A 26,566-nucleotide genomic window follows, 5' to 3' on the forward strand; every position below is an offset into this window, starting at 1 on the left:
GTCCTAGAACAGCCCCGGCACCTCGCGCTGCGCGGTGCTCGGCCGTTCGGGGGCGAGCAGCTCGAGCGGCGCGGCCTCGCGCAGCGCCAGCGTGCCCTGCCCGCCGCCGCTGCTGATCGCGGTGCAGGCGCGGCCTGCAAGGAAGTCGAGCGCGGCGCGGGTCGAGGCTTCGAGCGGGTCGCCCATCGGGTGGGCGAGGTCGTCGCTCGCGCGGCAGCTCGCCTCGACGGTCCCGGACAGGCCGTTGAAATAGGCGCCCTGGTGGCTGGCATTCTCGGTCGCGAAGGCGATCACGCGCAGCCGGTCGTCGCACGCCGCCCGGTCGATCGCGATCTGGCCGACCGGCTTGCCATAGGTATTGGTGCCGATCAGGCCGGCATTGGCGTGGAGATAGGGGATCTGGGCGTTGATCGTCAGCTCGCTCGCCGAGGCCGTCCCGCCGGTGCCGATAAAGGCGATGCGGGTGGGGGCCACCGATTGCGCCTGGGGCGAGAAGTAGCGCGTCTCGTTATACGCCGATTTGGAGGCGCGGAAGGTGGTGAAGTCGAGCACCTGCGAGGTCGTCCGGCTGCGCCCGAGCAGGTCGCCGATCAGCTCGGAGATCGAGACGAGCCCGCCGCCATTGTAGCGCAGGTCGATGACGATGTCGGTCACGCCCGCGTTGCGGAAGCTCAGGAACGCCGCGCGCAGCTCGGGGTCGGCGGGGGTGATGAAGGTGCGCAGGTTGACATAGCCATATTGATGTCCGCCCTCGGTGATGATCTTGGCGCCGTAGCGGCTCGAGACCGGATCGAGCGAATAATCGGCCTTGCTCACCGTCAGGTTGCGCGTGCCGCCCGCATCGGTGACACGCAGCACGCGGGTCGTGCCCGCGGTGCTCGGCCCCAGCGCGTCGCTGACCGCCTGGGCGCCGCCCGAGGTCATCAGCGCGTCCACCGTCTGCAGGTTGGAGGCATTGGTACCGATCGCGAGGATCTCGGTCCCGCGGTCGATCCCCGCGGCCAGCGCCGGGGCGCCCTCGAACGCCTCGGCCACGAACACCCGGCGCGCGCCGGTATCGTAGGAGAGGCGGATGCCGAAGCCGGCGCTCGATCCGGAGGAATAATAGGCATTCTCCTCGGCGATCGAGGTGAGGTAGGTGAAGAAACGGTCGCGGCCCTGGCTGCGCGCGGTCGCGGTCAGCGCGTCGATATAGGCTTCGACGCTCGTATAGGGTGCGGGATTGAGGCTCGCGGGCAGGGTCTCGGGGAAGAGATACCATTCGTTGAGCTGCGCGAACGCCCAGTTCTGCCGTTCGGTCAGCGAGCAGCCGTTCGCGGTCGGCGTCGGGCTGCCCCCGCCGCCGCCGCTACCGCCGCCGATGCTGCCGCTTCCGCCGCCGCTGCATGCCGAAAGCATCGCGGCCAGGCTGACCATCGCTCCGAAACGCCGAAACTTCACGCTCACTTCTCCTGTTTCCTCAAGCGCTTATCCGCGCATTACGGCAATAGTCAGGCGGGTTCATATCCATCCCGGCGCATGGACGAGTTCGAGCTTCATCCCGTCCGGATCCTCGAAGAATACAGCATAATAGTCCCCCGAATATTCGGGATAATGCGCCGGCGCGTCCAGCACCGGGATCCCCCGCTCGACCAGCAGCGCGTGGAGCCGGTCGACATCCTCGCGGCTGTCGGCGCGCCATGCCAGATGGTGGAGCCCGGGGGCGTAGCGATGGTGGCGATGCCCGGCCTCGGCTGGATCGCAGGCCCGCAAGCCCAGCGATGCCCCGCGCCCGTCGCCGGGTCCGCGCAGGTCCCACTCGTAACCGCCGCTATCCTTGACCTGGGTGTAGCCGAGAAATTCGAGCACCGGGCCGTAGACCGCCTTCGACGCCTCGAGGTCGGTTACGTTCAGGTCGATATGATGCACGCCGCCGCGGATGATTCCGGTCATGTCGCCTCTCCTGAAGCGGTTATGCCGCAGCGCGTGGCGACAAGTCCATTGCGCGCTCGTTCCAATGGCGTAACAGTGGCGGCGCCGCGCACAGGGGAGAGTGCGAATGAGCCGGACCCAGGCCAATGCCGATCGCGTTCGTCATGCCTATGCCCAGTGGCACGAGACGCGGGGCGGCAGCCCCGAGCTGTTTCTCGAGATGATGGCGCAGGATGTGCGGATGAACACCGTGCTCGATCCGCCCGAACTTCATCCGCTGGCGCACGAGCGCGTCGGGATCGAGAATGCCCGCGACTATCTCGTCTCGCTCGTCCTCAATCTCGAGATGATCGAATTCCCGACCGAGGAGGTGGTGGCGCAGGGCGACACCGTCGTCTGGATCGGCAGCTGCCGCTGGCGCGACCGCAAGACCGGCGCCGAAACGGGCACCGCCAAGGTCGATATCTGGCGGTTCGAGGACGGCAAGGCGGTCAGCGTGATGGAGATGTTCGACACGCTCGGCTTCGCGCGGCTCAACGGGCTGATCTGAGCGGGCAGGCGCGCCGTCTCTCAGCGCTTGCGCACGAACTCGGCGCGCAGCACCAGCCCCCTGATGCCCTCATAGCGGCAGTCGATCTCCTGCGGGTCGCCGGTCAACCGGATCGACTTGATCAGCGTGCCGCGCTTGAGCGTTTGCCCGGCGCCCTTGACGGTCAGATCCTTGATCAGCGTCACCTGATCGCCATCGGCAAGCAGATTGCCCACCGCGTCGCGGACCTCCACCGCATCGGCGGACCCGGCCTTGGCCGCGGCCTCGGCGGCGCTGATCCATTCGCCGCTCGCCTCGTCATAGACGAACGCGTCTTCGTCGCCGGCCATCCGGGGTCAGGCCTTGATCGTCACGATGCCGACCGGCTTGTCCTTGGTCGAGGAGTTGGCGGCGATCGTCTTGACCTTTTCCGCCTTGGGCTTGCGCGCTTCGCGGTTCGATTTCTTCTGGCTCTTGGCCATGATGTTTCCTTCACGGGCGGGGCGCCCGTCACCCCCTTACGCCAGAAGCGGTTTCGCGTCGCGCGCAAACCTGCCATGCCGCCCGGTGATGCTCCCGTCGCTGATCATCGTCGATGATTTCCTGAGCGATCCGCACGGCTTTCGCCGCCGGGCGCTGGCGCTCGATTATGATCCGCGGGCCAAGAAGGGCAATTATCCCGGCCTGATGTCGGGCGGGCCGCTGGAGATCGCCGGGCTCGACGCGGCGGTCTCGGCGCGCGCCGGGGTCAAGCTTCAGCCGGCGGCGGGAACGATGCACCAATATTGCCGGCTGACGCTCAAGGGCGATGCCGGGCGCAGCGGGGTGCATATCGACCCGGCCTATTATTCGGGCATCCTCTATCTCAACCTGCCCGACCAGTGCCGCGGCGGCACCGATTTCTTCCGTCACAAGCCGACCGGGCTCGACGGCGTGCCCACCACCGATATCGCGCTCGCCGCGACCGGCTATTCGGATCCGAACCGCCTGATCGAGGAGGTCGTCAACGCCGACACGCTCAAGCCCGCGCGCTGGGAAAAGACGATGACGGTGCCGATGCGCTTCAACCGGCTGATCCTGTTCAGCCCCTGGCTGTTCCACAATGCCGCCCCGGGCTTTGGCGATCGTCCCGAGACCGGGCGGCTCGTGCACCTGATGTTCTTCGCGGCGGCAACGGTCTGAGGCTTGGCGCCGCTTCTGCGTGAATGGCGATTTCAATTGGCTCGACGGGGAATAGCGATTAGGCCCAAAGCTCCGGATGCAGGCAAGAAACCTGCAAGAAGGCGATAGTATCGGCGGCGAGGAGAGAGCGCTTCGTGACCGGGGAAGGTCGGAATCCCGCGTTGCTGTTCAGGGTCCGGACCCGGCTGTGCGCCTTGCCGATCGCTAATATCTTCGAAACGATGCGCCCGCTTCCTGTCGAACGCGTCGCCGCCGCCCCCGATTTCGTGCTGGGCGTGGCGCTGATCCGGGGCCTGCCCACCCCGGTGGTCGATGCCGGCGCGCTGATCGGGGCGAGCGAGCCCGCCGACTTCAACCGCTATGTGACGCTGCGTTCGGGCGAGTCCGGCGTGGCGCTAGCGGTCGAAGAAGTGCTGGGCGTGCGCGATCTGCCGCCCGCCTCGCTGCGCAAGCTGCCGCCGCTGCTGCGCGAGGCGAGCGTCGAGATTCTGTCGGCGCTGGGCGCGCTCGATGCCGAGCTGCTGACGATGCTCAAGCTCGCACGGACGCTCACCGACCGCGTCGCGCAGGGGCTGGCGGGAGGCGCCGCATGAACGCCGCGCTCGATATCGGCGAGGTCGATCGCTTCCGGGAATCGGTGCTGCGCTGGCTCGGGCTCGATTTCGACGATAGCAAGCGCAGCTTCCTGCTCGAGGTGCTCGGGCGCCGCGTCCATGCCAATGGCCGCGATGCCGGCGCCTATCTCGCCGCGCTCGAGGGACCCGAGGGTCCGCGCGACGAACTGCGCACGCTCGCCCAGGAACTGACCGTCACCGAGACCAGCTTCTTCCGCAACGCCGATCAGATCCGCGCGCTCAACGAAGTCGCCCTGCCCGACCGGATGGCGGCGCGCGCCGATACGCGCCAGCTCAGCTTGCTTTCGGCCGGGTGCGCCTCGGGGGAGGAGGCCTATACGCTCGCGGCGTGCACGCGCGACATGCCCGGCATCCGCGACTGGAGCGTCGCGATCCGCGCGGTCGATATCAACACCGCGATGCTCCGCAAGGCGGCGGCGGCGCGTTATTCGGAATGGTCGCTGCGCTCGACGACGCCCGCGCTCATACGCAGCCTGTTCCACCTCGAGGGCCGCGACCATGTCCTCGACGAGAGCGTCCGGCGGATGGTCAAGTTCGAGGAGCGCAACCTTACGGTCGAGGACGAGGGCTTCTGGTCTCCCGGGCGCTTCGACATCATATTCTGCCGCAACGTGATCATGTATTTCACGCCCGAGATCGCGAGAAGCGTGCTCGCCAGGATTGCGCGCAGCCTCGCGCCCGGCGGCTATCTCTTCCTCGGGCATGCCGAGTCCCTTCGCGGCATGTCGACCGCCTTCCATCTTCGGCACACCCACGACACTTTCTATTATCAGCGCCGCGACGGCGCCGATGCCGAGCAGGACAGCGTGCCGCCGCCCCTCCCGGCCGCCGCGATTCCCGCGCCGATCGATCCCGACGAAAGCTGGGTCGACACGATCCGCAACGCCTCGCAGCGCATCCGCGCGCTCACCGATGCGTCCAAGCCCGGGCGCAAGCGCGCCGCGGTACCGGCCACGCCCGCCGCCGATGTCCGCACCGCGCTCGATCTGCTCGGCCGCGAACATTATGCCGAGGCGCAGAAGATCCTCGACGCGCTCCCGCCCGAACGCGCCCGCGACCCCGAGGTGCTGCTGCTGAGCGCCGTCCTCCAGACGCATGGCGGCAAGCTGATCGCCGCCGAAGCGGTGTGCGAGGAACTGCTCCGGCTCGACGAGATGAATGCGGGCGCACACTATCTGATGGCGCTGTGCCGCGAGAGCGCGGGCGATTTCGCGCGCGCCGCCGATCACGACCAGATCGCCGCCTATCTCGACCCCAGCTTCGCGATGCCGCGCCTCCATCTCGGGCTCCTCGCGCGCCGTGCCGGGGATCGCGAGGGCGCCGCGCGCGAACTGCGCCAGGCACTGCTGCTGCTCCAGCGCGAGGATAGCGCGCGCCTGCTGGTGTTCGGGGGCGGCTTCGGGCGCGACGCGTTGATGACGCTGTGCCGCGCCGAACTCACCTTGTGCGGAGAGGCGGCATGAAGCGGAACAAGGCCAGCGACCTGCGCACGGCGTTCGACCGCAGCTTCGCCGAGCCGCCGCCGGGCGAGGCCGAACCGACCCAAGCCTATCTGGGCATCCGCGTCGGCGGCAAAGCCTATGCCGTCGCGCTCGCCGAGATCGGCGCGGTGGTCGCCGACAAGAAGATCGCGCCGCTGCCGAGCAAGGCGAGCGAGCTGCTCGGCGTCGCGGGCGTGCGCGGCGATACCGTGCCGGTGTTCAGCCTCGCCGCGTTGCTCGGCGTACGGGGAGGCGAAGAGCGGCCGCGCTGGCTGTTGCTCGCTACGGGAGGCCGGGCGGGCTTTGCCTTCGATGCGCTCGACGGGCATCTCGACGTGCCGCTGGCCCAGGTCACGCCGCTGGCGGCGCCCAGGGGCTTTATCCATGCGAACGCCGTGCTCGGCGGCGGCGCGCGCGGAATCGTGAATATCGCATCCCTGATGGATCATCTCGAACGGCGCGCCGGGTCCGGCACGCCCAAGGAGCAATGACGATGGTGAAGAACTGGACCTTCGGACGCATCCTCGCGATCGGCTATGCGCTGGCCGGGCTCGTGCTCCTCGTGGTGGCCGCAGTTGGTTACTGGACCACCCTGGACCTGATCGACAATAACAAAGAGGTTGCGCACACGCACGAAGTGCGGCGCGAGCTGGCGTTGATGCTGACTCAACTCGTCAACGTCGAAACCGGCGTGCGCGGCTTCGCGATCACCGGAAAGGAGGAATATCTCGAACCGTTCGAAGCGGGCGTCGAGGGGAGCAAAGCGGCGTTCGACAATGTGCGCCGGCTCACGAGCGACAATCCCACCCAGCAGCAGCGCCTCCAGTCTCTCGCACCCTTGATCGATGCCCGGATCAACCGGTCCAGGGAGAATATCAACACACGCCGTGCGGAGGGCCTTCAGGGCGCCGTGACGGCCGTCTCGACCGGTGCGGGCAAGGAGATAATGGACCGGATTCGAGTCATCGTCGGGGATATGGACCGCGCCGAATCGGACCTGCTTGATCAGCGTTCAGCCGCCGCCGAGACAAGTGCACGGCTCGCGGAGTGGATCATCCTGTGGGGCGGGATCGCAGGCGTGATTCTTGTGGCGCTGATCGGCTGGTTCACGACGATCTCGCTCACACGCAGGATCGGGACCGCAGTCGGGCTCGTCCAGAGCAGCTCCGCCGAACTCCAGGCCGCCGCCAACCAGCAGGCGACCAGCGCCAAGGAACAGTCGAGCGCGATGAACGAGATCGCGACCACGATCCGCGAGCTGATCGCCACCTCGCGCCAGATCGCCGAGAGCGCGCAGCGCGTCGCGGTGGTCGCGGGCGACACCGACAAATCGGCGCGCCTGGGCGACGATACGGTCGAAAAGGCCAACGGTTCGATCGCCGCCATTCGCCGCCAGACCGACCTGATCGTCAGCCATATGCTCGATCTCGGCAAGAAATCGCAGCAGATCGGATCGGTGCTCGACATCGTCTCCGAGCTGGCCGAGCAGACCAACATCCTCGCGATCAATGCGACGATCGAGGCGGCGGGCGCGGGCGAGGCCGGCAAGCGCTTCACCATCGTCGCCGACGAGATCCGCAAGCTTTCCGATCGCGTCGGTGGATCGACCAAGGAGATCAGGGGGCTGATCGACGATGTCCGCGCCGCGGTGAACACCACGGTGATGGCGACCGAGAGCGGCTCCAAGGCGGTTGACAGCGGCGCGCGGCATTTCGAGGAGGTCGCCTCCTCGTTCCGCCAGATCACCGACATGGTCTCGACGACGACCGAGGCCGCCAAGGAGATCGAGCTGTCGACCAAGCAGCAGACCAGCGCGGTCGAGCAGGTCAATGTCGCTACCGCCAATGTCGCGCAGACCACCAAGGAGACCGAGGCGAGCTCGGGCCAGATCCTCCAGACCGCCTCCGAGCTGACCGGGCTGGCGCGCGACCTTGCCAGGCTGATCCGTCCCGAGGGCCGTGCGTGAGCGGCCCCAAGGACCCGCTGCGATACTTCCGCGTCGAGGCGCGGGAGATCTCCGAAGAGCTGGGGCGCGGCGCGCTCCAGCTCGAGAAGGAGGTGTCGCCCGAACTGGTCCAGCGGCTGATGCGGCTCGCGCACACGCTCAAGGGCGCGGCGAGCGTGGTCAAGCAGCGCGGCATCGCCGAGCGCACGCACGCGCTCGAGGATGCGCTCGCCCCGCTGCGCGACGGGGCGCCGGCCGCGGGCGCGATCGAGACGATCATCGCCCATAGCGACGCGATCGCGGCGCAGGTCGCCGCGCTCGACGCGCCCGCCGATGCGGCACCGCGCGCGGCGGGGATCGACGAGCCTTTCTCGATGCTCCGCGCCGACATCGCCGAGATGGACGGGCTGCTGGACGGAATTTCGGAGGCGAGCGTCCAGGTGCGTTCGGTGCGGCGGACGATCGGGATGGCGGAGCAGGCGCGGCAGCTGGCCGAACTGATCGCCGACCGGGTCGCGCCGGGCGGGCGCCAGGGCGTGGCCGATGTCGCCGCCGCCGAGAAGACGCGGGCCTTCGCCGAGGATCTGCGCGGGATCGCGGCGCGGCTCGAGCAGGAACTCAAATCGGGGATCGACCAGAGCGAACGCGAACTCGAGGCGGCGCGGACGGCGGCGGAGCGGCTGCGGCTGCTGCCCTGCAGCGCGGCGTTCGCCGGACTCGAGCGCGCGGTGCGCGACGCGGCGCAGGCGCTGGGCAAGCAGGCGGTGCTGGATTTGGCCGGCGGCGAGGTGCGGCTCGATGCGCAAGTGCTCGGGCTGGTCCAGCGTGCCCTGGTCCAGCTGCTGCGCAATGCCGTGGCGCACGGGATCGAGACCCCGGCGCAGCGGCGCGCAGCGGGGAAGCCCGAGACGGGGCAGGTGGCGATCGAGGTCGTGCAGCGCGGCAACCGCGTCGCCTTTATCTGTGCCGACGATGGCGCGGGGGTTGATCTCGGCGCGGTGCGGCGCGCGTCGGGCGCCTCGGCGGCGGCGAGCGATACCGATATCGTCGACCTGCTGCTCAAGGGCGGGCTTTCGACTTCGGGTACGGTCACCGAGGCGGCAGGGCGCGGCGTCGGGCTCGATGTCGTCCGCGAGATTGCGGCGCGGCTCGATGGCGAGGTCACCGCGCGGACCGAGAAAGACCGGGGAACGCGCATCGAGCTGACCGTCCCGGTCTCGCTCGCCTCGCTCGATGCGCTGCTGGTGGAGACCGGCGACACCGTTTCGGCCATCCCGCTCGCGGCGGTGCGCCACACCGCGCGTCTGGTGGCGGGCGAGGTGACGCGGGGGCCCGAAGGCGAGAGCATCGTCCATGACGGCAAGGTGATCGGCTTCGCCCCCCTCGCCCGCGCGATGGGTGGGAGCGGGCGCGCCGCGGGACCGGGGTCGGCGGTGGTGATCGGCGGCGGCGGCTCGGCGCTGGCGGCGATCGGGGTCGAGCGGCTGCAGGGCGTGGCGAACGTCATCGTCCGCCCCGTCCCCGCGCTCGCCTTTGCCGGTCCGGTGATCGCCGGCCTCTATCTGGACGCGCGCGGGATGCCCCAGCCGGTGCTCGACGCCGAGGCGCTGGTGCGCATGCTCGACGGCGCCGCGCCCGCGCCCGAGGCCGAGCCCGAAGCCGCATTGCCGATCCTCGTCATCGACGATTCGCTCACCACGCGCGTGCTCGAACAGAGCATCCTCGAATCCGCCGGCTATGACGTCGATCTGGCGATCCATGCCGAGGAAGGGATCGAGAAAGCGCGGCAGCGGCGCTACGGCCTGTTCCTGGTCGATGTCGAAATGCCGGGGATGGATGGCTTCACCTTTGTCGAGCGCACCCGTGCCGATCCCGAGCTGAGCAAGACCCCGGCGATCCTCGTCACCTCGCGCAACGCCCCCGAAGACCGCCAGCGCGGGATCGATGCGGGCGCTCGCGGGTATATCGTCAAGAGCGAGTTCGATCAGCGCGAGGTGCTGGACTTGATACGCGGATTGGTAGGCGGCGCATGAACCCGATCCGCGTCCTCGTGGTCGAGGATTCGCTGACCGTGCTGCGCCGCCTCGTCGAGGTGCTGGGCGCCGATCCCGGCATCGAAGTGGTGGGCGAGGCGAGCGACGGCAAGCGCGCGATCGAGCTGGCCAAGAAGCTCAAGCCCGACGTCATCACGCTCGACATGATGCTGCCGGTGATGACCGGCGTGGCGGTCACCGAATATATCATGGCGCATTTCCCGACGCCGATCCTGATCGTCTCCGCCTCGATGAACCGCGGCGAGCTGTTCCGCACCTATGATGCGCTTGCGGCGGGGGCGGTCGATGTGCTCGAAAAGCCCAGGGGCGACGAACCCGATGGCGAGTGGGAGGCGAAGCTGCTCGCAGCGGTCAAGCTCGTCGCGCGGATCAGGGTGATCACCCATCCACGGATGCGGATGGGTGCGCTCGGCCGCGTCGCCGACCCGCTGGCCCCCTTGCCGGCTGCCGCCTCCGCGCGTTCGGACAGGTGCGAGGTGGTCGCGATCGGCGCCTCGACCGGGGGCCCCGCCGCGGTGATCGACATATTGCGCGCGCTGCCGGTCCATTTTCCGCTGCCGATCCTGCTCGTGCTCCATATCGGCGAGCCGTTCGGCGCCGGGTTCGCCGACTGGCTCGACGGCCAGACCCACCACCGCGTCCGCTATGCGCGCGACGGCGAGGCGCTGGGGACAAGGGGCCGGGTGATCATGGCGCCGGTCGAGCGGCATATGGTGGTCGAGAATGGCGTCGTGCGGCTCCATGGCGGGCCCGAACGCTTCTCGTGTCGGCCTTCGGTCGATGTGCTGTTCGAATCGGTTGCGCGCGAGTTCGGCAATTGCGCGGCCGCAGCGCTGCTCACCGGCATGGGGCGCGACGGCGCGTCGGGATTGCTCGATATCCGCCGCGCGGGCGGGCTGACCTTCGCGCAGGATGAGGCGAGCAGCGTCGTCTATGGCATGCCGCGCGAGGCGGCGATCCTCGGCGCGGCGGAGAAGATCCTGCCGCTGAGCGAGATCGGCCCGGCCCTGGCCTCGCTTGCCGCGACTCCGAGGAGGCGGACCCGATGAGCGCGCGCGTCCTGATCGTCGATGACAGCCTCACCGTGCGGATGAGCCTGATGGAGGCGCTGTTCGAAGCGGGCTTCGCGGTCACCACCGTGCCGACCGTCGCCGAGGCACGCGAGGCGCTGGCGCTGGAGCCGTTCGAACTGATCATCCTCGACGTCCGCCTGCCCGATGGCGACGGGATCGACCTGCTCGGCGAGATCCGCGCGGGCAAGGGTTCGAGCGGCGCGGCGGTGATGCTGCTCTCAACCGAAGCCGAGGTGCGCGACCGGGTGCGCGGTCTTTCGACCGGCGCCGACGAATATGTCGGCAAGCCCTATGACCTGAACTACGTCATCCAGCGCGCCGCCGAGCTGGTCCGCAGCGCCCCCGCGCCGGGATCGCGCGAGACCGTGCTGATCATCGAGGACAGCGTCACCTATCGGGAGCAGCTCAAGGAGGCGCTCGAGGCCGCGGGCTATGCGGTGATCGGCGCGAGCACCGGCGAGGAAGGGCTGCGGCTCGCGGCCTCGGCGCGGCCGGCGGCGGTGATCGTCGATGGGCAGCTGCCCGGGATCGACGGCGGGGCGGTCACGCGGCGCATCCGGATGGACGCGGCGCTGCGTCATCTGCCTTGCATCCTGCTCACCGGATCGGAGGAGCGCGAGGCCGAGGTGCGCGCGCTCGATGCCGGGGCCGACGCGTTCGTGCGCAAGGGCGAGGAGATCGACGTGCTGCTCGCTCGCCTTGCCGCGGTGCTGCGCAGCGTCGACGGGCCGCGCGTCGGCGAAGCGTCGAGCCTGGTGGGGCCGCGCAAGATCCTCGCGGTCGACGACAGCGAGACCTATCTCCAGCAGGTCGCGCAGGAGCTGCGCGCCGAGGGCTATGACGTGGCGCTCGCACGATCGGGCGAGGAAGCGCTCGAACTGCTCACCGCGCAGCCGGTCGATTGCATCCTGCTCGACCTGATGATGCCGGGGATCGGCGGGCACGAGACGTGCCGGCGGATCAAGGGCACGCCGATCCTGCGCGGCATCCCGGTAATCATGCTGACCGCGCTCGAAAACCGCGAGGCGATGATCCAGGGGCTCGACGCGGGGGCAGACGACTATATCTCCAAATCCTCCGATTTCGAGGTGCTGCGATCGCGGGTGCTGGCACAGATAAGGCGCAAGCAGTTCGAGGATGAGAACCGGCTGATCCGCGAGCATCTGGCCCAAAAGGAACTCGAGGCGGTCGAGGCACGCGCCACCCGCGAGCTGGAGGCGCTCGAAGCGGTGCTAAACGAGCGCAAGCGCAACGAGGTGGAGATGAACAAGCTCCAGGCCGAGCTGGCGCATGTCTCGCGCTGGAATGCGATGGGGATGATGGCGGCGACCTTGGCGCACGAGCTCAATCAGCCGCTGACCGCGGTCAGCAACTTCCTCGAGGCGGCGCGGCACATGTCGAAGAATCTGGAGGGGCAGCAAGCCGGCAACATCTCCGAAATGATCGAGAATGCGATGAAGCAGACCGCGCGGACCGGGGCGATCATCCGCAATCTGCGCGAGTTCATCGAGAAACGCGAGACGAGCCGGAGCCTCGAAAATCTCAACAGGGTGGTCGAGGAGGCGATCGCGCTGGGGACCGCGGGTGCCCTGTACAACGATACACGGGTCGAGGTGGACCTCGACGCGCGTCTGCCCCCGGTGATGGTCAACAAGGTCCAGATCCAGCAGGTGCTGGTCAATCTGTGCCGCAACGCCTTCGAGGCGATGAAGAGCGCGCGGCGGCGCGTGCTGACGGTGGGGACGCGGCTGGAGACGCCCGAGACGGTGATGATCACCGTCTCCGATACCGGCCCCGGCATCGATCCCGACGTGATGACCCGGCTGTTCCAGCCCTTCACCACCACCAAGTCCGAGGGGATGGGGATCGGTCTCAAGATCTGCCAATCGATCGTCGAGGCGCATGGCGGCGAAATCTGGATCACCCCCAATGAGGATGAGGGAGTGACCTTCCGGGTGAGGCTGCCGATCGACGAGGATGAGGATGCCTAGCGCGGCAGCGCGAGGCTTCCCGTCGTCGAGAATCCGCTCGCCACCCCGGGTGCGCCGGTGCCGGGCTGGCCGCCCCCGACCCAGAGCCGGTGCGCACCGGGTTCGATCCGCATCACGCCCTGATCGTCCGCGAGCGCGAGATCGCGTGGGGTGAGGCGGAAGGTGAGGGTTCGGCTCTCGCCGGGTTTCAGATGGACGCGCTGGAAACCCTTCAAGGAGCGGATCGGGGCGCCTTCGCGGCCCGGGCTGGAGAGGTAGAGCTGCGCCACCTCATCACCTTCGCGCTTGCCCGCGTTGCGGACGCGGACCTGGACGGTGAGCGGCTTGCCCGCGGCGACGCCGGGGGCGAGCTTGAGGTCCGAATAGGCATAGCTTGTGTAGCTGAGCCCATGGCCAAAGGCATATTCCACCGCGCCGGGGAAGTAGCGATAGGTGCGCCCGGCCATGCTATAGTCGCCGAAGGGGGGCAGGTCCGCGGCCGATTTGTAGAAGGTGACGGGGAGGCGGCCGGAGGGATTGACCGCGCCGCTGAGGATTTCGGCGATCGCGGTGCCGCCCGCCTCGCCGGGATACCAGGCCTCGATCACCCCCGCGGCCTTTTCGCCGAGCGCGCCGAGCGAGACTGCCGAGCCGCTCTGGAGGACGATGATCACCGGCTTGCCAGTCGCCTGCAGCGCGGCGATCAGATCGGCTTGGGCCTCGGGAAGCGCGATGTCGGTGCGGTCGCCGCCGTCGAAGCCGGGGACCTTGAGCGGCATCTCCTCGCCTTCGAGCCAGGCGCTGAGGCCGGCGAACACAACGATGACGTCGGCGTTCGCGGCGGTCCGCAACGCTTCGTCGCGCAATGCCGCGACAGGGGCCTTCCACGAGATCGAGAAGGCCGGGCCGAAGCGCGGGGACTTGTGGACGTATTCGAGCGTGAAGGCGCGCGGGCGCGTGTCGTCGAAATGGACCTTGAAGCTCTTCGCCGCGTCGCCCGAATCCTGGCCGGCAACGGCGGGACCGACCGCGCCGCTGCGCGCCTCGCCCGCGCCCTCGATCCGCATCACAAAGCCGTCGCTGCTGTTGCGCGCGCCGCGCACGTCGAGGCGGAACTCGTAATCGCCGGGAGCAGGCGGGGTGATGGCGCCCGTCCAGCGCGCCGAGAATTCGCCCGGATCGACGCCGGGGGCGGGCGCAATCGCGTTCCAGTTATTCTCGATCTCGCGCTCGGTGCGGGTGGCGATTGCAGGCCCCTTGAATTCGGTGCCGGCGAAGAATTCGAGCTTGAGGCCCGAGCCGAACGCGGTGCGCGGGATGGGGACCGCCAGCTCCTCGACGAAGGGCGAGCCTTGCGCGAAGGTCACGTTCCCCGCGCCGAATTGGGCGGCCATCCCGTCGAACGGCAGCACCGCGCCAACGGGAGCGCCATTGTAATTGCCTTCGAGCCCGATCAGCGAGGTCGCGCTGGGGCCGATCACGGCGATCCTGCGGCCCTTGGCGAGCGGCAGGATGCCATTATTCTTGAGCAGCACGATCGAGCTGCGCGCGGCGCGCAGCGCCAGCGCGCGGTGGGCGGGGCTGTGATTCTCGGTGATCGGGATACTGCTGAACGGCACCATTTCGGGCGGATCGAACATGCCCAACCGCATCCGCGCGGTGAAGAGCCGCTTCAGGGCGATATCGATCTCGGCCTCGCTGACCAGCCCCTTGGCGACGGCGTCGGGCAGGTCGAGATATTCGTTGCGGAAGTTGCAGCCGGTGTCGGTCCCCGCCTTGATCGAGAGCGCGGCGCCCTCGGCATTGGTCGCGATGAATTTGTGGCCGGTAGTGATGTCGATGATCGCGCCGCAGTCCGAGGTGACGAAGCCGGTGAAGCCCCAATCCTTGCGCAGCACCTCCTGAAGCAGGAAGCCGCTGGCGCAGGCGGGTTTTCCGTCGATGGCGTTGTAGGCGCACATCAGGGAATAGGCGTGCCCTTCGGTGATGCTCTGGCGGAAGGCGGGGAGATAGGTTTCCCAGAGATCCCGGCGGCTGGGATTAACGTTGAAGCCGTGGCGCAGCGGCTCGGGGCCCGAATGGACCGCGAAATGCTTGGGGGTGGCGATGGCGGCAAAGTATTTCGGGTTGTCGCCCTGGATGCCGCGGATGAAGGGGACCGCGAGCGTGCCGGTCAAATAGGGGTCCTCGCCCAAAGTCTCCTGCCCGCGGCCCCAGCGCGGATCGCGGAAGATGTTGATGTTGGGCGACCAGAAGGTGAGGCCGAAATAGCGGGCATAATTGCCTTCGCGCTGCGCCTGGTTGAAGCGCGCGCGGCCCTCGAGCGCGATCACCTGGCCTTCCTTCAGGAACAGATCCCTGTCCCAGGTCGCAGCCATGCCGATCGCCTGGGGGAAGACGGTCGCCTCGCCAGCGCGCGCGACGCCATGGAGCGCCTCGTTCCACCAGTCATAGGGGAGCACGCCGAGCCGCTCGATCCCGGGCGCGGCGTTCTGGAGCTGGCGGACCTTCTCATCGAGCGTCATCCGGCCAACCAGATCGTCGACGCGCATGGCGATAGGGGCGTGCGGATCGCGATAGAGCTGCGCCGAGGCGGGCAGCGCCACGGCCAGCAGCGAACCGGCAAGCAGAAGCGAACGGAAGCGCAGCCCCATGATCCTCATCCCTTTGGCTATTTGTCGGACAAGTGGTTCGGGGAAGGCGTGTCTGTCAATCGCTAGAGCGCCCGGAACGCGAAGTTGCGGAACCGCGCCTTGCCGGTGCCCGCCGAATAGAGGCCGGGGCGCAGCATCAGGAAACCGCCGCGGACATTGTGGTGATAGCCCGACACCTCCATGCCGCGATCGAAGCGCTTCCAGGTCTTCCCGCCATCACCACTGGTGTCATAGGTGACGATGTGGCGGTCGTTGGTGACGCGCATCCTCAAGCTGCGGCCGTACGGGTTGGCGGGGCGGCCGCGCTCGATGCCATATTGGTGGGTGACGAAGCGCTTCTCGTCGAAGCCGAGCCCGCAATAGAGCGCGCGGTCATAGAAGAGGACGAGGCCCGCGACGCCGCCCGCCTCGAGCTCGATATCGCATTCGAAGCGATAGGCCTGATCGCCCGCGACGAGCAGGAGGGGCGAGGAATCGCTGGGGGCCTTGCCGCGGGCTTCGAGGATCAGGGTGTTGCCCTCGATCCTGGCGCGCGAGGCTTCGTCGGCTTCGGGGCGGAAGAAGTTCCATTTGCGCCCGAGCGCGAGGGTCGAGAAATCGTCGCTGAGCGGCTGGCCGTGGGGGAGCGCGGTGCCGCCTCTGGGCTTGGCGATCGGCCTGGACAGGTCGCCGCCCTTCATCCGGAACCAGCCGTCCTTGGTCCACTCCACGGGGTCGAGCAGGGTCTGGCGGCCGAGGGTCCAATAGCCATTCTCGAAGCCGTGATAGACCGACCACCAGCTGCCGTCGGGCGCATCGACCAAGGTCGCGTGGCCGCGCGACCACCACTTCTCGTCCAGATGGGTGGTGCGGACGATCGGGTTGTGCGGGCAATGCTCCCACGGCCCGTGGATCGATTTCGAGCGCGCGGCGATGACCATATGCCCGGTGGGCGGACCCGCAGTGCCGCCGACCGCGGTGATCAGGTAGAAATAGTCACCGTGGCGGGTAATCTTGGGGCCTTCGGGCGAGAAGCCCTCGACCACCCAATCCTCCGGGTAATGCCAGGGGTCATAGACATGCTCGGGCTCGCCGATCCGCGACAGGCCGTCGTCGGAGAGGCGGACACGGTCGCCGCCCGAGAGGAACAGCCAGCGCGACCCGTCCTCGCCCACGGCGTGGCCGGGATCGATATGATTGGGCAAATGAAGGTCTATGGGATCGCTCCACGGCCCCTCGATCCGGTCGGCCCAGATGACGTAGCTGGTGTTGGGGCTGGCCTTGACGGGGATGTAGAGGAAATAGCGGCCATTATGCTTCGCCAGATCGGGAGCCCAGACCGAGCCGATATTCTTGTTGAGCGCCGCGGTGACCGGCTGCCAGTTCACCAGATCGCGCGAATGCCAGATGACCAGCCCCGGATAGGAATCGAAGGTCGAGAAGGTCATGTAATAGTCCGACCCGTCCTTGAGGATCGTCGGATCGGGATGGTCGCCCGCCATCAGCGGGTTGAGATAGGTGCCGTTGCCGAGATCGGCGATCCGCTGATTGTCGAAGCCGCGCTTCCAGGGCGAGCGGGCAGCGGCCGGGGCCGCCTCGGCCGTTCCGCTCCCCAGCGCGGCCGCGCCCGGGAGCGCCAGCCCCGCCACGATTGCATCGCGCCGCGTCAACTCTACCATGTGCCTCTCCTGTCATGGCCGAGCATGGCCTTATGACACCGGTTTCTCAAGCGCCAAAATGGAGCGAATGATGGAGTTTGACCGCCGATCGCTGCTCGGCATGGCCGCCGGCGCCGCGATCCTTTCGACGCGCGAGGCGCGCGCGGGGAATGAGCCGGAGAGGATCCTGCTCTGGCCCGGAACGCCCTCCGGCGCGCCGGAGATCCTGCCGGTCGAGGAGATCAAGGAATGGGGATCCGATCCCGCCAACCCCGACCGATCGCGGCGGGGAATCGCCCGGCCCTGGATCGAAGTCTTCCGCCCGGCCCGGCCCAATGGCGCGGCGATGATGGTGATCCCCGGCGGCGGCTATGCGTGGGTATGGATGGAGAAGGAGGGCTATGACGTCGCCCGCTGGCTCGCCGGGCAGGGCTATACCGCGTTCGTGCTCACCTATCGGCTGCCGGGCGAGGGCTGGGCGGACCGTGCCAATGTGCCGCTTGCCGACGCGCAGCGTGGCGTCCGGCTGATCCGCTCGCAGGCGAAGGCCTATGGAATCGATCCCGAGCGCGTCGGGGTGATGGGCTTTTCCGCGGGAGGGCATCTGGCCGCCGATCTGCTCGCGCGGTTCGCGGCGAAGACCTATGCGCCGGTCGACGATGCCGATGCCTTGCCGGCGCGGCCCTTTCTTGCCGCCCCCATCTATCCGGTGATCAGCATGTCGGCGCCCTATGCCCATCCCGGTTCGCGCGACGCGCTGCTGGGCCCGAACCCGAGCGCGGCGCTGGAGGCCGAGCATTCGCCCGACCGCAACGTGCCCGCCGATGCGCCGCCCTGCTTCATCGTCCATGCCGATGAGGATTTCGTGCCGACCGAGAACAGCCTGCTGCTCCACGCAGCGATGCGCGCGCGCAAGCGGCCGGTGGAGCTGCATATCTTCGGCGAGGGCGGGCATGGCTTTGCGCTCAGGAACATCGCGGGCAAGCCGGTGAGCGCCTGGCCCGATCTGTTCCTGCGCTGGGCGAAGGCGATGGGGCTACCGCGCTAGAGCGGGACGGCTCCAAAGTGGATCGTCATCCCGGCGAAAGCCGGGACCCAGGGTCGCAGGCGATTCGCTGTTTGGCTCTGGGTCCCGGCTTTCGCCGGGATGACGGAAAGGGTTCAACCTGATCCTGTCCCGTTCTAGAGTGGCGCATCCTGCGTGACTGGCGAGTCGGATGGAGCACCATCGGGGAGCGCGGGAATGAAACGCCGCATCGCCTGGGCATCTTCGCAACAAGGAGAATCCCCATGGCTGAACTGTCGCCGATCCATATCGCCTTCCTCCTTTATCCCAATGTCACCCAGCTCGACCTGACCGGTCCTGCGCAGGTGCTGTCGCGGCTGGGCAACGCCAGGGTCGATCTGGTGGCGAAGACGCTGGGGCCGGTATCGACCGATGCCCAGTTCGAGCTGCTGCCGACGGCGAGCTTCGACGATGTGACGCGCACCGATATCCTGTGCGTGCCCGGCGGCTTCGGCACGGTCGCGGCGATGGAGGACCGCGCGACGCTCGACTGGCTCAGGCAGGTGGGAGGGAGCGCGTCCTGGGTGACGAGCGTGTGCACGGGCTCGCTGCTGCTGGCGGCGGCGGGGCTGCTCGAAGGCTATCGCGCGACCTCGCACTGGGCATCGCGCGATCAGCTTGCCTGGTTCGGGGTCGAGCCCGTCGCCGAGCGGGTGGTGTTCGACCGCAACCGGGTGACCGGCGGGGGCGTGACCGCGGGGATCGACTTCGCGCTGGCGCTGACCGCCGCGATCCGGGGCGAGGAACATGCACGCTTCGTCCAGCTCAGCCTCGAATACGATCCTGCGCCTCCCTTCGATTCGGGATCGCCCGACACCGCGAGCGCCGAGACGCTGGCGCGCTACCGGGCGATGGTCGACCGGTTCGCGCCGGGGCGGGCGGAGAAGGTGCGCGGTATCGCGGAGGCGCTGCGTGGCTGAGCGCTTCGTCCCCGTCCATCCGCCGCGCACCGCCCGCCCGGCGGCGGCGTGGAAGGGGCTGGTCAACGAGCATTCGCGCAATTCGGTCGCGGGATGGTCCGATGCGGCGTTCACCGAATGGCATGTCCGGCGCAATATCCTCGGAATCATCGTCCATATCCCGCGCCACCCCGACGCGATCGAGCGGGTACTGCTGACCAACGCGGCCAATTACGAAAAGCCGCGGCTGGTGAAGAAGGTGATCGCGCCGCTGATCGGGCGCGGGCTGGTGAGCTCGGACGGCGAGCTGTGGCGGACCCAGCGCAAGATCGTCGCGCCCAGCTTCGCGCCGGGGGCGGTGGCGAAGCTGACCGGGCTGATCGCCAAGGCCGCCGAGCGGAGCGTTGCGGGCTGGCCGGCGAGCGGGCGGATCGATGTCGCGCGGACGGCGACCGACACGACGATGCGGATCATCGCCGAGGCGCTCTTTTCGGGCGATCCCCGGCTGACGACCAGCCAAGCCGCCGATCATATCGAGGCGGCGCTGATCGCGGCGGGGCAGGTGCGGCTGTTCGCGGTGCTGGGGCTGACCTGGCTCAAGCTCGGGCATGTGGCGCGCGCGGGCGAGCGCGGGCGGCGCTTCCTGCGCGCGACGCTGACGACAATCGTCCGCGAGCGCGGGACCGAGGGCGGGGACGACTTTATCGGCGGGGTGATCCGCAACCTCCACACGCGCTTCCCGGCCGAGGAGGCGACGATGCTGGCGGTCGACAATGCCGCGACCTTCTATGTCGCGGGGCACGAGACCACGGCGAACGCGCTGGCGTGGAGCGCCTATCTGATGGCGGGCGCGCCTCAAGTGCAGGAGCGCGCGCGGGCCGAGGCGGTGGCGGCGCTTTCGGGCGATCCCGAGACTTTGCCCGAGCGATTGCCCTATCTTCGGCAGATCCTCGACGAGGCGCTGCGCCTCTATCCGCCCGCGCCGCGCTTCGAGCGCGAGGCGATGGCCGATGACGAACTGCATGGCGTGCCGATCCGGAAGGGCGAGCTGATCTCGGTCTGGCCCTGGCTGCTCCACCGGCATCGGGGGCTGTGGGAGGATGCCGATGCCTTCGATCCCGACCGATTCGCAGCCGGCCGCGAGGGCGAGCGGCACCGGTTCCAATATATTCCGTTCGGCGGAGGGCCGCGCGTCTGCGTGGGCGCGCGGTTCGCGACGGTGGAGGCGCTGGTGATCCTGGCGCACTGGCTCGCCAGCCGGCGCTTCGCCTTGGCCGAGGGGTTCGCGGTCGAGCCGCTGGGAAGCGTGACGCTGAGGCCCAAGGATGGGCTGATGCTCGACGTTTCGCCGCTGTGATCGCTGCCGATGCCGAGCGGCTGACAATCCTGACCGATACCGGCGCGGCCGGAGCGGGGGGATTCATTGCCTTCAGAGGATGCGGCTCGCGATTGACCGTCGATCATCCGCTGCTGCACGACAAGCCGCTCGCGCACATCGAACTCGAGCTGGTTTGGCAAGATTTTCCAGGGACGCGCGGCGGGCTGGGCAAATATTATCGAGGCTATCGGCTCGATCCGCCGATCCGGAATGGCAGCTTCGTGGTGCGCGTCACCGCGCCGCTGGCCGGCTGGACCGATAGCGGGCGCTCCCTGAAGCTGCTCGGCGCAGGCGGGCGGACCTGGTTCGAACTGACGGCACGGGGTGCGAAGCGGGTCGGCGCGATGCCGCTGACGCTCGAACTGGTCGCGCCGGTTCAGGGCTTTGGCGACGACGCCTATCCGGCCGCGATCGCCGACGCATCGCTGCGCGCGGCGCAGGGCGAGCGGGTGGTGCTGCCCAATCCGCCCTGGCGGGCGATGGTCTCGCGGATCGGGCTGCGCGTGGCGCCGGCCTAGCCGAGCAAAGCCCTGGCGCCCCTCAGGTCGGCGACGAAGGCGGTATATTCGGCATCGGCGCGCTCGGCTTCGGGGATGCGGAGCAGGAAGCTGGGGTGGATCGTCACCCAGCCGAGGCCTCCCTCCGCCAGTTCGATCGCCTTGCCCCGCGTCGCGGCGATCGTCACGACCTTGCCGAGCATCTGCCGCGCCGCGGTGGCGCCGAGCGCGACGGTGACCTTGGGGCGGAGGAGCTGGCGTTCCTGTTCGTACCACCAGCGGCAGGCCTTGATTTCACCCGCGTCGGGGCGTTCGTGGATGCGGCGCTTGCCGCGCTGGACGAATTTGAAATGCTTGACCGCGTTGGTGACGTAGACCGCGTCGCGGTCGATCCTCGCCTGGCGAAGCGCGCGGTCGAAAATCTGGCCGGCCGGGCCGACAAAGGGGTGCCCCGTGATATCCTCCCGGTCGCCGGGCTGCTCGCCAACGAACATCATCTCGGCATCAGGGGGGCCCTCGCCGAACACGGTCTGGGTGGCGTGGCGGTAAAGATCGCAGCGCGTACAATTCTCCGCGTCGTAGCGGACGATGTCCCACAGCTTCGGCATCGGGAGGCCTAACGCACGGCCGAGCCTTTCGGCTGCGTATCGATCCATTTCCGAAGCAGTGCCACGCCCTCGGCATGGACGGTGGCGCGGCCCAGTTCGGGCATGGCGATGCCGGGATCGGTGCTTTCCATGCGGAAGATCAGGATCGAGGCGTCGGCATCGCCGGGGACGATATCGAACGCGCGCGCACCGCTGCCGCGGCCGGCGGCGACGGGACGCTTGAGGAAGCCGGGGCTGGGCTGGCGCCAGTCGAGATAGAGGCCCGAATTGGAGGCGGCGCCTTGCGGATTGTGGCAGTGCGCGCAGTTGGCCTCGAGATAAGCGCGGGCGCGGGATTCGAGGGGCGCCTTGGGGTCGTCCCAGCGGGCAAGGCGCGGGGCGTCGCGGGGCGCGCGGTCGAGCAGGCCGGCGGCGGCGAGGCGCTGGAGCAGGCCGTCATGGTTGAGCTGGCGCGCGAGCGGGCCGATCGGGGTGATGGCGCCTGCGCGGGCGTGGCAATCCTTGCATTGGTTCTGGTTGGGAACGGCGTAGCTGATGCTTTGCGATTGGCCCGAGGGATCGGTAAAGGTCACGGGGATGCGGGTACCCGCACGCTTGAGATCGGCATCGGTGCCTTGGGCGTTCCAGACATAGGGGATGGCCACCCAGCCACCCGCGCGGTGGAGGAGGAGGCGGGTTTCGAGCGGTCGGAACCTGCCGTTCTGCCGGTAGCCGAACGTCTTGATCAGCGCGGTGCCGACAGGGAAGTCAAAGATATTCTCGGCGTCGTAGCGGGCCCTCGTGCCCTGGGGGACGTAGAGGTAGCGGTGCTTCTCGGCATAGTCCGAGAAGAGCGGGGTGTTGAGCGTGTAGGGCTCGACGCGCGCCGCCGGAGTGGCCGCCTCGAGATCGGTGAAGAAGCGATAGTCGGAGAGGTGAGCGGGATAGCCTTCGGCGGCGATCGCGGCGTCGTTGACGCCTGTTGCAGGCTTCGCGATCAGCGCCGTGCAGAGCAGAAGCAACGCGGCGGCAAGGGCTTTCACTTGGCCGCGGCCTCCATCGACTCGGGGAGGACCACCGGTTGAGGCTTGGGCGATTCGGGCGCGCTCAGCGTCGCGAGCGCGGGCTTGGCGCTCTCGACCGGGGCGGCGAGCGCGAGGTTGAGGCTGAGCACCGGCACCTTGTCATCGACATGCAGCCCGAGCTCGGGGCCGCCGGTGCCGTCCCACAGGATCGGCGGGATGCTGCCGCCGAACGCCGCGGCGAGCTGGTCGCCCGCGGGGAATTGGGGCGCGAAGCCGGCGCGGCCATGGGTGTTGCCCGAAATGACGATGCGGCGCGGATAGGGGTTGTAGCGCGGATCGGTGAAGGCCTGGCGGTACGAGATCACCATGATGTTGCTGGTCGCGTTGCCCGACAGCGTGTTGCCGAAGACGTGGACGCCGTCATTGGCCATGATCAGCACGCCCGTCCCCTTGCGCACGCTCGCGACGATATTGCCGGGGGGCGCGAAATTGGCGGTGTCGTTGTCGATCACGCTGTTGCCGAACACGCGAACCTGGCCGCCGCCCATCACCGGCAGGCTGGGCAGATCGAAGACGAGAATGCCGCCGGTATTGTGGGTGGCGGTGTTGCCATAGACATCGGCGTGGCGGCTATTTTCGATCTCGATCCCCGCGACATTGCCCTGGGCCACCGAATTGCGGACGACGATCTGTTCGGACTGGCCGACATAGATGCCCGCATCCGACGCGCCGATCACGGTGACGCCGTCGATCAGGATGAACTTGCTCTCGACCGGATAGACGCCATACGCGCCGTTGGTCGGCTTGGGCCCGCCGGTCCATTCGACGCGGATATCCTTGTAGACGATGCGGTCGGCGCCCTTGGACTTGATCCCGTCGCCGCGGCTGTCCTCGACCGCGAAGCTGCGCAACACGACATCGTCGGAGGTGACGAGCAGGCCTTCGCCCGCGCCGAGCTGGCCCTTGAAGCTGAGAATGGTTTTGGCCGGCCCCGCGCCGCGCACCGTCACCCGGTCGACATCGAGGCTGAGCCCATCGGTCAGATCGAAACGGCCCGCGCCGATCTCGACCACATCGCCCGGCACCGCCTCGATCAACGCCGCCTGGAGCCGCTCCTGCGCGTTGGGGCCAGCCTCGACATGGATCGTTCTGGCGGCGGCAGGCAGGGCGAGAAACAGCGCGGCGAGCGCCGCCCAAGGAACAATGGCGCGGAACATAACCTCTCCCATTTTGGGGGTATCCTAATCGCTCGGGCGTGAATTGACAGAGGTGTCAGTACAGACTTTGCTTCGCTTCGGCGGAGAAAGCGGTCAGAGAAGCGACGATCTGTTCGGACGAAGTCGAGGGGTGGCGATGCGGCTTGGGTGGGACCCGCAAGTGAAGCGGCTGATGCTGGTGCTCGCGCTCACCTGCGCGATGGGCTGGCTGTTCAAGACGCATTGCGCGCCCGGCGGCTGGACCCAGAGCGAGCAATATACCACCGGCTGCTACAGCGACGCGGTGCCCTTCTGGACCGGGCGCGGCGTGGCCGCGGGCGAAATGCCGTATCTTCAGGCGCGGATGGAATATCCGGTGCTGACCGGCGCGCTGATCTGGGCCGAGGGCGGGATCACGCGCGGCCTGTTCGGGGCCCAGGCGAACGCGATGCATTTCCTCGCCGTCGTCACGCTGGTGAACGCGCTGCTGGCGGGGCTGATCCTGTGGCTGATGTGGCGTGCCGGGATGGACGAGCGGCGGCTATGGGGCTGGGCCGCGGCGCCGCCCCTGCTGCTCTATGTCGGGCACAATTGGGATTTGCTGGCGATCGGTTTCGCGGTGGCGGCGTTGCTGTGGGCGCGCGCACAGCAGCCGGTGCGCGGGGGCGCGGCGGCGGGGCTGGGGATGGCGGCGAAGCTGTTTCCGGTGCTGATGCTGCCGCTGCTCGGGCTCGGCGCGCTGTTCGGATCGCGCGAGGCGTGGGTGAAGCGGATGGTGCTGGCGGCGATGATCGGTGCCGCGGCGGCGGCGGCCTGGGCGGCGGTCAATCTGCCGGTGGCGCTCGCGGCGTTCGAGAATTGGAGCGAATTCTACCGTTTCTCGAGCGAGCGCAGCGGAACGGCGGCGTCCTTCTGGGAGATATTGGGGCAATCGGGGATCTGGCCGACCGCGACGCCGGACCGGAACCTCTACGCCGGGTTGCTCTTCCTTGGCGGTGCCGCGGCGATCATCGGCCTGGGCTGGCGCCGGCACAGCGCTCGGCTGTGGCTGTTGTTCACGCCGTTGCTCGGCTGGTTCCTGCTCACCAACAAGGTCTATTCGCCCCAGTTCGACCTGTGGCTCTATCCCTTCCTGCTGATGACCGCGCCACGGCTGCGGCCGGTGGCGCTGTTCGTGATTGGCGACGTGGCCGCCTATTTCGCCGAATTCTGGTGGTTCGCCTCGCTCGAACAAGCCTGGCCGTACATCGTCACCCCCGGCTGGATCGCGTTGGCCGCGGCGATCCGCGCGGCGGCGATCCTGTGGCTGATCGTCGATGCCGTCCGGCGCGATCCTCCGGCGTGGCTCAGCCGAACAGCCAATGCCCCAGTAGGCGATCGAACTGGAAGGTGAAGAAGCCCGCGATCAGCAGCGCGCCGGTCACCTGACCCTTGACCAGCCGGCGGTGAAGCGCGACGCGGTGCGTCTTCGCTGCCCACCAGAGGAACGGCACCAGCACCAGCGTTATCACGGAGAGCAGGTGGATCGGGCTGAGCCCGCCATGATTGAGTTCGCGGATGTTGAACGAGAAAGCCGCGGTGGCGATCATCGCAAGCACCCAGACCGTACCGAGCAGCCGGTGCGGGCTGTCCCCGCGACGGCGCAGCAGCTGGATCGGCGTGAGCCCGGCCGCGAGCAGGATGGTGAGGAGATGCGGCCAGACCTCCCAAGGGACCTGGTGCCATTGCGGATAGCCCTTCACCAGCGCGGCAGCGACCGCAACGAGCAGCAGCAGCGCGCCGATCGCGAGCAGCCGCTCATAACCATCGGGCGCGAACGGATCGCGCGCATCTGCCATCGTCGCCATCAATCCCCCCGGTCAGCCGCTGAGCACACGCCCTAGGGCAGCGGCAGATTTTCCTGCTCTTCCTTGCGCTTGCGGTTCTCGGCGCGCGACTGGTTCGCCTGTTGCGTGAAGCAGCCGGTGCCGCCGCCCGGGCCCACCGTCGAGCAGCTGCCGATGCCGGTGCCGCCGGTGTTGAGCGCGTCCTTCTGGCGCACCGCCCAGCTTTCCTGCTGGGGCTTCACCTCGGCATCGCGCAGGTCCTGCGGGATGCGATAGCGCTCGGCCTCGTCGAGACGGCGGCAGACCACGATCTCCTCGCCATTCTCGTTGGTCGGGCACTTGTCCTTGCCATAGATGATCAGCACGCCGGGCGCGGCGGACTGCGCCAAGGCGGGCGCGGCCCAGAGGCACGGGACCGCCACAAGGGCCGCAAACATGACTTTCTTCGGCATCGCCCGATCTCCTGGCTTCAACGCGGCATTACCGCCTGCAAGCTGAACGCAATATTCTCAAATCCGTTTCGACAGCGCAATCGCAGCACGGCAGCCGGCACGGATCAATCCGGACAAGACCGGATAGACGGGAGCCTGTTCGGCGCCCGAGGCCAACGCGGTATCGAGATGCTCGAGTTCCTCGGCGCGGAAGCGCGCGACCGCGTCGCTCAGTTCCTGATCGCTGTCGCCCAATTCGTCGAGCTGCTGGCGATAGTGGCGGTCGATCTCGGTCTCGACGGCGGCGGTGCACGCCATCGCCGCTTCGGGGCCGATAGCGGCGGTCACCGCACCAAGCGCAAAACCCGCGACGCTCCACAAGGGTTGCAGCGCGGTCGGGCGTACGCCGCGCCGGGCGATCATCGCGTCGAAAAAGGCGCGGTGGCGCTCCTCCTGCGCGGCCATGCCCGCGACGAGGCGGGCGGCGGGCGAACGGTCGCCCATCACCGCGAGCTGGCCGGCATAGATGCGCGTCGCGCCATATTCGCCCGCCTGATCGACCCGGATCATGCTGTGCGTGGCGTCGGCGC

26 protein-coding genes and 1 riboswitch are annotated in these 26,566 nt (G+C 68.3%); of the genes, 14 read left to right on the top strand and 12 right to left on the bottom strand.

From position 1 onward, the window contains the following. Positions 1-3: 3 nt before the first annotated feature. Together OF829_RS04910 and OF829_RS04915 are read right to left on the bottom strand one after the other, a co-directional pair. On the bottom strand, positions 4-1,416 hold the full coding sequence (locus OF829_RS04910) for a S41 family peptidase (protein WP_264939575.1): 1,413 nt from the start codon (positions 1,414-1,416) through the stop codon (positions 4-6). Between the two features lie 84 nt (positions 1,417-1,500). Next, positions 1,501-1,932, bottom strand: coding sequence for a VOC family protein (locus OF829_RS04915; protein ID WP_264938862.1), 432 nt, complete (start codon positions 1,930-1,932; stop codon positions 1,501-1,503). A gap of 106 nt (positions 1,933-2,038) precedes the next feature. On the opposite strand from OF829_RS04915, the gene OF829_RS04920 reads away from it, so the two are divergent. Then, entirely contained in the window at positions 2,039-2,461 is a 423-nt protein-coding gene (locus tag OF829_RS04920; protein ID WP_264938863.1) for a nuclear transport factor 2 family protein, read from the top strand. A 20-nt stretch (positions 2,462-2,481) separates the two neighbouring features. Here OF829_RS04920 and OF829_RS04925 read toward each other — a convergent pair whose 3' ends face one another. Together OF829_RS04925 and OF829_RS04930 are read right to left on the bottom strand one after the other, a co-directional pair. Beyond that, positions 2,482-2,790 carry an alkylphosphonate utilization protein gene (locus OF829_RS04925; RefSeq protein WP_264938864.1) on the bottom strand — a complete coding sequence of 103 codons (309 nt, stop codon included), beginning with the start codon at positions 2,788-2,790 and terminating at the stop codon, positions 2,482-2,484. 6 nt (positions 2,791-2,796) lie between these two features. Further along, positions 2,797-2,922, bottom strand: coding sequence for a hypothetical protein (locus OF829_RS04930; protein WP_264938865.1), 126 nt, complete (start codon positions 2,920-2,922; stop codon positions 2,797-2,799). An 88-nt stretch (positions 2,923-3,010) separates the two neighbouring features. Between OF829_RS04930 and OF829_RS04935 the strand changes: the two genes are divergently transcribed. The 8 genes from OF829_RS04935 to OF829_RS04970 all read left to right on the top strand — a co-directional run bounded on the left by OF829_RS04935 (position 3,011) and on the right by OF829_RS04970 (position 12,801). After that, positions 3,011-3,622, top strand: coding sequence for a DUF6445 family protein (locus OF829_RS04935; protein WP_264938866.1), 612 nt, complete (start codon positions 3,011-3,013; stop codon positions 3,620-3,622). A 134-nt stretch (positions 3,623-3,756) separates the two neighbouring features. Then, entirely contained in the window at positions 3,757-4,215 is a 459-nt protein-coding gene (locus OF829_RS04940) for a chemotaxis protein CheW (RefSeq protein ID WP_264938867.1), read from the top strand. Further along, positions 4,212-5,720 carry a CheR family methyltransferase gene (locus OF829_RS04945; RefSeq protein WP_264938868.1) on the top strand — a complete coding sequence of 503 codons (1,509 nt, stop codon included), beginning with the start codon at positions 4,212-4,214 and terminating at the stop codon, positions 5,718-5,720. The genes OF829_RS04940 and OF829_RS04945 overlap by 4 nt, the downstream gene beginning before the upstream one ends. Beyond that, positions 5,717-6,229 carry a chemotaxis protein CheW gene (locus OF829_RS04950; RefSeq protein ID WP_264938869.1) on the top strand — a complete coding sequence of 171 codons (513 nt, stop codon included), beginning with the start codon at positions 5,717-5,719 and terminating at the stop codon, positions 6,227-6,229. The genes OF829_RS04945 and OF829_RS04950 overlap by 4 nt, the downstream gene beginning before the upstream one ends. Further along, positions 6,226-7,704, top strand: coding sequence for a CHASE3 domain-containing protein (locus OF829_RS04955; RefSeq protein ID WP_264938870.1), 1,479 nt, complete (start codon positions 6,226-6,228; stop codon positions 7,702-7,704). The genes OF829_RS04950 and OF829_RS04955 overlap by 4 nt, the downstream gene beginning before the upstream one ends. Beyond that, entirely contained in the window at positions 7,701-9,716 is a 2,016-nt protein-coding gene (locus OF829_RS04960; protein WP_264938871.1) for a hybrid sensor histidine kinase/response regulator, read from the top strand. The genes OF829_RS04955 and OF829_RS04960 overlap by 4 nt, the downstream gene beginning before the upstream one ends. After that, positions 9,713-10,786: a chemotaxis-specific protein-glutamate methyltransferase CheB gene (cheB, locus tag OF829_RS04965; protein WP_264938872.1), complete on the top strand. Its 1,074-nt coding sequence runs from the start codon at positions 9,713-9,715 to the stop codon at positions 10,784-10,786. The genes OF829_RS04960 and cheB overlap by 4 nt, the downstream gene beginning before the upstream one ends. Next, entirely contained in the window at positions 10,783-12,801 is a 2,019-nt protein-coding gene (locus OF829_RS04970) for a response regulator (protein ID WP_264938873.1), read from the top strand. The genes cheB and OF829_RS04970 overlap by 4 nt, the downstream gene beginning before the upstream one ends. Here the strand turns inward: OF829_RS04970 and OF829_RS04975 are convergent. Together OF829_RS04975 and OF829_RS04980 are read right to left on the bottom strand one after the other, a co-directional pair. Beyond that, positions 12,798-15,434 (bottom strand): glycoside hydrolase family 3 C-terminal domain-containing protein, encoded by a 2,637-nt coding sequence (locus tag OF829_RS04975; protein WP_264938874.1) that lies wholly within the window; start codon positions 15,432-15,434, stop codon positions 12,798-12,800. The two genes, OF829_RS04970 and OF829_RS04975, sit on opposite strands and share 4 nt — an antisense overlap. Positions 15,435-15,496: 62 nt before the next feature. Beyond that, positions 15,497-17,092, bottom strand: a complete 1,596-nt coding sequence (locus OF829_RS04980; RefSeq protein ID WP_264938875.1) for a family 43 glycosylhydrolase — start codon at positions 17,090-17,092, stop codon at positions 15,497-15,499. A 67-nt stretch (positions 17,093-17,159) separates the two neighbouring features. Here OF829_RS04980 and OF829_RS04985 point away from each other — a divergent pair, with 67 nt between their 5' ends. The 4 genes from OF829_RS04985 (at position 17,160) to OF829_RS05000 (ending at position 20,932) form a co-directional block, all read left to right on the top strand. Beyond that, complete coding sequence (locus OF829_RS04985) at positions 17,160-18,119, top strand: alpha/beta hydrolase (protein ID WP_406701401.1); 960 nt, start codon at positions 17,160-17,162, stop codon at positions 18,117-18,119. A 143-nt stretch (positions 18,120-18,262) separates the two neighbouring features. Beyond that, positions 18,263-18,344, top strand: a riboswitch (ZMP/ZTP riboswitch). A gap of 17 nt (positions 18,345-18,361) precedes the next feature. After that, complete coding sequence (locus OF829_RS04990) at positions 18,362-19,057, top strand: DJ-1/PfpI family protein (RefSeq protein ID WP_264938876.1); 696 nt, start codon at positions 18,362-18,364, stop codon at positions 19,055-19,057. After that, positions 19,050-20,393 (top strand): cytochrome P450, encoded by a 1,344-nt coding sequence (locus OF829_RS04995; RefSeq protein ID WP_264938877.1) that lies wholly within the window; start codon positions 19,050-19,052, stop codon positions 20,391-20,393. Before OF829_RS04990 ends, OF829_RS04995 begins: the two co-directional genes overlap by 8 nt. A 92-nt stretch (positions 20,394-20,485) precedes the next feature. Then, a complete protein-coding gene (locus tag OF829_RS05000; protein WP_264938878.1) occupies positions 20,486-20,932 on the top strand; it encodes a hypothetical protein in 447 nt (148 codons plus the stop codon). Here OF829_RS05000 and OF829_RS05005 read toward each other — a convergent pair. Genes OF829_RS05005 through OF829_RS05015 form a run of 3 tightly spaced genes read right to left on the bottom strand, consistent with a single transcriptional unit; the run spans position 20,929 to position 23,740 of the window. After that, complete coding sequence (locus tag OF829_RS05005) at positions 20,929-21,519, bottom strand: UdgX family uracil-DNA binding protein (RefSeq protein WP_406701402.1); 591 nt, start codon at positions 21,517-21,519, stop codon at positions 20,929-20,931. The genes OF829_RS05000 and OF829_RS05005 overlap by 4 nt on opposite strands. Before the next feature lie 8 nt (positions 21,520-21,527). Then, complete coding sequence (locus tag OF829_RS05010; protein ID WP_264938879.1) at positions 21,528-22,541, bottom strand: SO2930 family diheme c-type cytochrome; 1,014 nt, start codon at positions 22,539-22,541, stop codon at positions 21,528-21,530. Next, positions 22,538-23,740, bottom strand: coding sequence for a parallel beta-helix domain-containing protein (locus OF829_RS05015; RefSeq protein WP_264938880.1), 1,203 nt, complete (start codon positions 23,738-23,740; stop codon positions 22,538-22,540). The genes OF829_RS05010 and OF829_RS05015 overlap by 4 nt, the downstream gene beginning before the upstream one ends. A gap of 136 nt (positions 23,741-23,876) precedes the next feature. Between OF829_RS05015 and OF829_RS05020 the strand changes: the two genes are divergently transcribed. Beyond that, entirely contained in the window at positions 23,877-25,112 is a 1,236-nt protein-coding gene (locus OF829_RS05020; RefSeq protein WP_264938882.1) for a hypothetical protein, read from the top strand. On the opposite strand, the gene OF829_RS05025 is transcribed toward OF829_RS05020, so the two are convergent. Genes OF829_RS05025 through OF829_RS05035 form a run of 3 tightly spaced genes read right to left on the bottom strand, consistent with a single transcriptional unit; the run spans position 25,066 to position 26,546 of the window. Continuing rightward, a complete protein-coding gene (locus OF829_RS05025) occupies positions 25,066-25,566 on the bottom strand; it encodes a DUF2306 domain-containing protein (RefSeq protein ID WP_264938883.1) in 501 nt (166 codons plus the stop codon). The two genes, OF829_RS05020 and OF829_RS05025, sit on opposite strands and share 47 nt — an antisense overlap. A gap of 32 nt (positions 25,567-25,598) precedes the next feature. Further along, positions 25,599-25,997 carry a hypothetical protein gene (locus OF829_RS05030; protein ID WP_264938884.1) on the bottom strand — a complete coding sequence of 133 codons (399 nt, stop codon included), beginning with the start codon at positions 25,995-25,997 and terminating at the stop codon, positions 25,599-25,601. Positions 25,998-26,054: 57 nt separating this feature from the next. After that, positions 26,055-26,546, bottom strand: a complete 492-nt coding sequence (locus OF829_RS05035) for a demethoxyubiquinone hydroxylase family protein (protein ID WP_264939577.1) — start codon at positions 26,544-26,546, stop codon at positions 26,055-26,057. Between the last annotated feature and the right edge of the window lie 20 nt (positions 26,547-26,566).

This window comes from Sphingomonas caeni (assembly GCF_026013415.1).
Taxonomy (GTDB): domain Bacteria; phylum Pseudomonadota; class Alphaproteobacteria; order Sphingomonadales; family Sphingomonadaceae; genus Sphingomonas; species Sphingomonas caeni.

Bases quoted from the DNA above. Each gene is read 5' to 3' on its own strand.
- OF829_RS04910 (WP_264939575.1), bottom strand. From the start codon at position 1,416: ATGGTCAGCCTGGCCGCGATGCTTTCGGCATGCAGCGGCGGCGGAAGC.
- OF829_RS04915 (WP_264938862.1), bottom strand. From the start codon at position 1,932: ATGACCGGAATCATCCGCGGCGGCGTGCATCATATCGACCTGAACGTA.
- OF829_RS04920 (WP_264938863.1), top strand. From the start codon at position 2,039: ATGAGCCGGACCCAGGCCAATGCCGATCGCGTTCGTCATGCCTATGCC.
- OF829_RS04925 (WP_264938864.1), bottom strand. From the start codon at position 2,790: ATGGCCGGCGACGAAGACGCGTTCGTCTATGACGAGGCGAGCGGCGAA.
- OF829_RS04930 (WP_264938865.1), bottom strand. From the start codon at position 2,922: ATGGCCAAGAGCCAGAAGAAATCGAACCGCGAAGCGCGCAAGCCCAAG.
- OF829_RS04935 (WP_264938866.1), top strand. From the start codon at position 3,011: ATGCTCCCGTCGCTGATCATCGTCGATGATTTCCTGAGCGATCCGCAC.
- OF829_RS04945 (WP_264938868.1), top strand. From the start codon at position 4,212: ATGAACGCCGCGCTCGATATCGGCGAGGTCGATCGCTTCCGGGAATCG.
- OF829_RS04950 (WP_264938869.1), top strand. From the start codon at position 5,717: ATGAAGCGGAACAAGGCCAGCGACCTGCGCACGGCGTTCGACCGCAGC.
- OF829_RS04955 (WP_264938870.1), top strand. From the start codon at position 6,226: ATGACGATGGTGAAGAACTGGACCTTCGGACGCATCCTCGCGATCGGC.
- cheB (WP_264938872.1), top strand. From the start codon at position 9,713: ATGAACCCGATCCGCGTCCTCGTGGTCGAGGATTCGCTGACCGTGCTG.
- OF829_RS04970 (WP_264938873.1), top strand. From the start codon at position 10,783: ATGAGCGCGCGCGTCCTGATCGTCGATGACAGCCTCACCGTGCGGATG.
- OF829_RS04975 (WP_264938874.1), bottom strand. From the start codon at position 15,434: ATGGGGCTGCGCTTCCGTTCGCTTCTGCTTGCCGGTTCGCTGCTGGCC.
- OF829_RS04980 (WP_264938875.1), bottom strand. From the start codon at position 17,092: ATGGTAGAGTTGACGCGGCGCGATGCAATCGTGGCGGGGCTGGCGCTC.
- OF829_RS04985 (WP_406701401.1), top strand. From the start codon at position 17,160: ATGATGGAGTTTGACCGCCGATCGCTGCTCGGCATGGCCGCCGGCGCC.
- OF829_RS04990 (WP_264938876.1), top strand. From the start codon at position 18,362: ATGGCTGAACTGTCGCCGATCCATATCGCCTTCCTCCTTTATCCCAAT.
- OF829_RS05005 (WP_406701402.1), bottom strand. From the start codon at position 21,519: ATGCCGAAGCTGTGGGACATCGTCCGCTACGACGCGGAGAATTGTACG.
- OF829_RS05015 (WP_264938880.1), bottom strand. From the start codon at position 23,740: ATGTTCCGCGCCATTGTTCCTTGGGCGGCGCTCGCCGCGCTGTTTCTC.
- OF829_RS05020 (WP_264938882.1), top strand. From the start codon at position 23,877: ATGCGGCTTGGGTGGGACCCGCAAGTGAAGCGGCTGATGCTGGTGCTC.
- OF829_RS05025 (WP_264938883.1), bottom strand. From the start codon at position 25,566: ATGGCGACGATGGCAGATGCGCGCGATCCGTTCGCGCCCGATGGTTAT.
- OF829_RS05030 (WP_264938884.1), bottom strand. From the start codon at position 25,997: ATGCCGAAGAAAGTCATGTTTGCGGCCCTTGTGGCGGTCCCGTGCCTC.
- OF829_RS05035 (WP_264939577.1), bottom strand. From the start codon at position 26,546: ATGATCCGGGTCGATCAGGCGGGCGAATATGGCGCGACGCGCATCTAT.